Source organism: Streptomyces nanhaiensis (assembly GCF_046614825.1).
GTDB lineage: Bacteria > Actinomycetota > Actinomycetes > Streptomycetales > Streptomycetaceae > Streptomyces > Streptomyces radiopugnans.
This window is the reverse complement of record NZ_JBKJFM010000246.1, coordinates 1-5,002: the sequence shown is the minus strand read 5'-3', so window position 1 is coordinate 5,002 and position 5,002 is coordinate 1. Positions and strand designations below refer to the sequence as shown.

At 76.0% G+C, this 5,002-nt stretch carries 5 protein-coding genes; 1 reads left to right on the top strand and 4 read right to left on the bottom strand.

Features of this window, described 5'->3' with window-relative positions:
- The 3 genes from ACLIYP_RS29085 to ACLIYP_RS29075 form a co-directional block, all read right to left on the bottom strand.
- The coding region (locus ACLIYP_RS29085) for an HRDC domain-containing protein (protein WP_412716070.1) at positions 1-975 on the bottom strand (975 nt) is incomplete at its 3' end.
- Between the two features lie 209 nt (positions 976-1,184).
- The gene (locus ACLIYP_RS29080; RefSeq protein ID WP_093660214.1) at positions 1,185-1,847 is read right to left on the bottom strand and encodes a helix-turn-helix transcriptional regulator; all 663 of its coding nucleotides are present in this window, start codon (positions 1,845-1,847) and stop codon (positions 1,185-1,187) included.
- Positions 1,848-2,028: 181 nt separating this feature from the next.
- A complete protein-coding gene (locus ACLIYP_RS29075) occupies positions 2,029-2,664 on the bottom strand; it encodes a DUF3000 domain-containing protein (protein WP_412716069.1) in 636 nt (211 codons plus the stop codon).
- 159 nt (positions 2,665-2,823) lie between these two features.
- Here ACLIYP_RS29075 and hemE point away from each other — a divergent pair, with 159 nt between their 5' ends.
- Complete coding sequence (gene hemE, locus ACLIYP_RS29070; protein WP_412716071.1) at positions 2,824-3,831, top strand: uroporphyrinogen decarboxylase; 1,008 nt, start codon at positions 2,824-2,826, stop codon at positions 3,829-3,831.
- A 75-nt stretch (positions 3,832-3,906) separates the two neighbouring features.
- Here the strand turns inward: hemE and ACLIYP_RS29065 are convergent.
- On the bottom strand, positions 3,907-5,002 hold a 1,096-nt coding region (locus ACLIYP_RS29065), incomplete at its 5' end, for a DUF4349 domain-containing protein (RefSeq protein WP_412716068.1).

The window sequence follows — 5,002 nt, the reverse complement described above, 5'->3', positions numbered from 1 at the left end:
GGCGGGCTGCGGCAGCTCCGACTCGGGCAGCGCGCGGGCGCGCTGGACCGCGGCCAGCCACTGCTCGAGCTGCCTGCGCCCCATCCGGTGCCCGTACCCCGGCAGCGCGGCCAGCGCCTGCACGGTGGCGGGCATCGCCAGCGCGGCCTCCACGATGGCCGCGTCGGTGAGCACCTTGCCCGGCGAGACGTCGCGGCGCCGCGCCACCTGGTCGCGGGCCGTCCACAGCTCCCGCACGGCCGCCATCTGCCGCCGCCTGCGCACCTTGTGCATGCCCGAGGTGCGGCGCCAGGGGTCCTTGCGGGGGGCGGCCGGCGGGGCCGCCGCTATGGCGGCGAACTCCTGGCGCGCCCACTCCAGCTTGCCCTGGCGTTCCAGCTCCTCCTCCAGGGCGTCGCGCAGGTCGACCAGCAGCTCCACGTCCAGCGCCGCGTAGCGCAGCCAGGGCTCGGGCAGCGGACGGGTGGACCAGTCCACGGCGGAGTGGCCCTTCTCCAGGGAGTAGCCCAGCACGTTCTCGACCATCGCGCCCAGGCCGACGCGGGCGAAGCCCGCCAGCCGTCCGGCCAGTTCGGTGTCGAACAGCCGCGTGGGCCGCATGCCCGTCTCGCGCAGGCAGGGCAGGTCCTGGGTGGCGGCGTGCAGCACCCACTCGGCGTCCCCGATCGCCTCGCCGAGGGCGGTCAGGTCCGGGCAGCCCACCGGGTCGACCAGTGCGGTCCCCGCGCCCGCGCGGCGCAGCTGGACGAGGTAGGCGCTCTGCCCGTAGCGGTATCCGGACGCCCTCTCGGCGTCGACGGCCACGGGTCCGCGGCCCGCGGCGAACGCCTCCACGACCCCGGCGAGCGCCTCGGGGGTGGCGGTCACGGGCGGGATGCCCCCGCGCGGTTCCAGCAAGGGGACCGGCGCCGGACCTTCCTCCCGTGCGGGAGGCCGAGCTGCGTTGCTTATGGAGGTCTCTTGGGCGTCGGTCACGCGACAAGGGTATCCATGCGCACGCGGTGCGCGTCGTCCGTCGACGGAACGTCACGTCGGCAGGTGACGCGCGCCCGCCCGCCCGGCCGGGAGCCGGCCGGGCGGGCGGGTGGGGTCGGAGCGGGAAGGGGATCGTGGTGTGCGGGGGGAGTGGGGGCGGGGGGAGTGGGGGCGGGGGAGCGCCGCGGAAGGCCGGGGTCGGCGGACGGTCAGTGGATGATGCCGGTGCGCAGGGCGACCGCGACCATGCCCGCGCGGTCGCCGGTGCCCAGCTTGCGGGCGATCCGGGCGAGATGGCTCTTGACGGTCAGGGCGGACAGGCCCATGGACACGCCGATCGCCTTGTTGGACTGGCCCTCCGCCACCAGCCGCAGCACCTCGATCTCCCGGCCGGAGAGTTCGCGGTAGCCACCGGACTGGCCGGGGGCGCCCGGCGGGCGGCGGTGCATACGGGCGGCGGCGGCGCCGATGGGTGCGGTGCCGGGGCGCCCGGGGTGGCCGGGGGTGCCGCGGGTGCCGGTGACGACGTAGCCCTTGACGCCGCCCGCGAGGGCGTTGCGCACGGCGCCGATGTCGTCGGCGGCGGAGAGGGCGAGGCCGTTGGGCCAGCCCGCCGCCCGGGTCTCGGACAGCAGGGTCAGGCCGGAGCCGTCGGGCAGGTGGACCTCGGCTACGCAGATGTCGCGCGGGTTGGCGACACGGGGGCGGGCCTCCGCGATCGAAGACGCCTCGATCACGTCCCGGACACCGAGCGCCCACAGGTGGCGGGTGACGGTGGAACGGACCCGGGGGTCGGCGACGACGACCATGGCCGTCGGCTTGTTCGGGCGGTAGGCGACCAGGCTTGTGGGGTGCTCAAGAAGAACGGACACCGGGCCTCCTGGGGAGTGGAGAGCGGACGGAAGCCGACTATGGGGGAAGTCGGGATGGGATGAGCCCCGTGAGGGGTCACAGAATCCTTCGGCACTCCGCCGGTCCGTCTTTAGGGAATGATCACGAATGAGTGAGTGGAAAATTCCGGCAAATCGGACAGGGGCTCGATCCGGGGAACCATCAGAGTGGCTGCGGGCCGCGGCGCTGCGGCAGTGGTACGACGGCCGCCCCCTCGCCCTCCTCCGGCGGCAGCCCCGCGCACTGGCACAGCAGGTCGCACCAGGCCGCCAGATGTCCGGCCGCCGCCTCCCCCAGCCCGTCCCGCGGGGTCCACGAGGCGCGGATCTCCAGCTCCGAGCGCACCGCCCGGTCCGCCAGCTCCCCGAATGAGTGGGAGTCCGCCCGCGTCACCGTGCCGCCCTCCGCGGCGTATCCCGCCGACCGCGCGACGAGCGCGCCCGTCAGCCACGACCAGGTGACCTCCGGCAGCAGCGGGTCCGCCGCCATCTCCGGTTCCAGCTGGGCGCGGGCCAGGGTCACCACCCGGAACGAGCCCCGCCACGCGTCCTGCCCCGCGGGATCGTGCAGCAGCACGAACCGCCCGTCGGCCAGCTCCTCGCCCTCGGCCTCGACCGACGCCTCCACCGCGTGCGCGAACGGCGCCAGCCTCCTCGGCGGCGGCAGCGGGCCCAGCCGGACCTCCGGGCGCGGCCGCACCCCCGCCAGAGCCGCCACGGCCTGCCGGAAGGGCCGCGGCGCCTCCTCACCGCCGGGACCCGCCGTACCGTCCGCCTGGTGTGCTCGCGCCGCTGCCATGGGCGGCAGCGTAGGCGGAGCGGGTGCTCCGGACGGGTAGGGACACGTGCGAGACTTCTGGTTGTGACCGCCGACGACCGAACCGCAGCCCAGCCCCCCTCCGCCGCGGGATCCGCCGCCCCCGCGTCCGCCGATCCCGCAGTCGCCGACTCCGCCTTCCTGCGGGCGTGCCGCCGCGAGCCCGTGCCGCACACCCCGGTGTGGTTCATGCGGCAGGCCGGACGCTCCCTGCCGGAGTACCGGAAGGTGCGCGAGGGCATCGCGATGCTCGACTCCTGCATGCGCCCCGACCTCGTCACCGAGATCACCCTCCAGCCCGTCCGCCGCCACGGGGTGGACGCGGCCATCTACTTCAGCGACATCGTCGTACCCCTCAAGGCCATCGGCGTCGAGCTCGACATCAAGCCGGGGGTGGGCCCCGTCGTCGAGCGGCCCTTCCGCTCCCGCGCCGACCTGGAGCGGCTGCGCCCGCTGGAGCCGGACGACGTGGCGTACGTGACCGAGGCCGTCGGGATGCTCACCGCCGAGCTGGGGGCCACCCCCCTCATCGGCTTCGCCGGCGCCCCCTTCACCCTCGCCAGCTACCTCGTGGAGGGCGGGCCCTCCCGCAACCACGAGCACACCAAGGCGATGATGTACGGCGCCCCGGAGCTGTGGGCCGACCTGCTGGACCGGCTCGCGGACATCACCGCCGCCTTCCTGGAGGTGCAGATCGAGGCGGGCGCGAGCGCCGTGCAGCTCTTCGACTCCTGGGCCGGCGCCCTGGCCCCCGCCGACTACCGCGCCTCGGTGCTGCCGGCCTCCGCCAAGGTCTTCGACGCCGTCGCCCACCACGGCGTCCCCCGCATCCACTTCGGCGTCGGCACCGGAGAGCTGCTGGGCGCGATGTCCGAGGCGGGCCCGGACGTCGTCGGCGCGGACTGGCGGGTGCCGCTGGACGAGGCGGCCCGCCGGATCGGCCCGGGCAAGGCCGTCCAGGGCAACCTCGACCCGGCGGTGCTCTTCGCGCCGCGCGAGGCCGTCGAGGCCCAGGCCGGACGGGTGCTGGACGCCGCCCGCGGCCTGCCGGGGCACATCTTCAACCTCGGTCACGGAGTGCTGCCCGACACCGACCCCGACGCGCTCACCCGCCTGGTGGAGTACGTGCACGAGCAGACCGCGCGCTGAGCCGCCGGGACGGAGCGGGAGCGGGACCCCGGCGGGCCGGCCCCCGGGCGGCGGGCCGGCCCACCGGGGTTCCCCTCACTCCTTCTCCGGGCCCTCAGGGCTCTTCGGACCCGCCGGGGTCCCCCGGTCCTCCGCGGCACCCTCCGCGCGGCCGCCGTCCCCCCGCACCGTGCCAGGTGCGCCCGGTGCCGTACCGGGCGCCGTCACGGGCCCCGGAACCGTCACCGGGGGCGGCACGGCCGGCCCGGTGCGCCGCGGCAGCGCCCCCTCCGGCCGCCGCGGCAGCCAGGGACGCACCAGCCGCCACACCAGCGCCGCCAGCAGCGCCGCCGCCGCGAAGGGCAGCAGCACGCCCAGGACGACCGTGATCCAGCGGACCGCCGAGACGAAGGCGTGCCAGCCGCCCGCCAGGGCGTCCAGGAAGGACGGCGCGCCGTCGTCCTCCCCCTCGGCCGGCTCCGCGTCCGGCTCGCGCAGCACCAGCGTGATCGTGGCCATCCCGGTGCGGCTCTCCAGGGACTTCAGACGCGCCTGGAGCGCCTCCAGGTCAGCCTGCCGACTGCTCAGCTCGGCCTCCAGGGTCACCACGTCGGACAGCGCCTCGGCCTCGTCCATCAGCTTGCGCACCCGCTCCACGCTGGCCTTCTGCGTCTTGATCCGGCTCTCGACGTCGACCACCTGGTCGGTGACGTCCTTGGCCGAGACCTTCCGCTCGACCTGCTTGCCGAGCCCGGCCAGCTCGTCCAGCACCCCCTGGTACTCCTCGGGCGGCACCCGCAGCGTCATGCGGGAGCGGTCGTGCCCCTCGGCGTCGCTGTCGGTGTCCTCGGCGGCCACGTAGCCGCCCGCGGCCTCCACCACCGCGCGGGCCCGGGCCAGCTTCTCCGGCACGTCCCCGGCCGTGACGGTGAGCGACGCCGTACGGATGACATGGGTCGCGGCGAGGTCGGGCGCGTCGTCGGCGGCCCTCCGGTCACCGGCTTCCTCGCGGTCCGTCTGCGCGGCGCCCTGCTCATAGGCCCCTGCCTCCTGCCCGGCCCCCTGCCCCGCTTCCCGGTGGTCCGCCTCGGGCGCCGCGACGCCCCGGTCCGCCTTGGCGCCGGCGCTGCCGTCGCCGTCCCCCGCCACGCCGCAGCCGGTGACCGCCAGCGCCGCGGCCAGCAGCACCGCG

What these genes read in the sequence shown, in the direction of transcription:
- ACLIYP_RS29075 (WP_412716069.1), bottom strand. Translation starts at nt 2,664, where the DNA reads ATGGCAGCGGCGCGAGCACACCAGGCGGACGGTACGGCGGGTCCCGGC.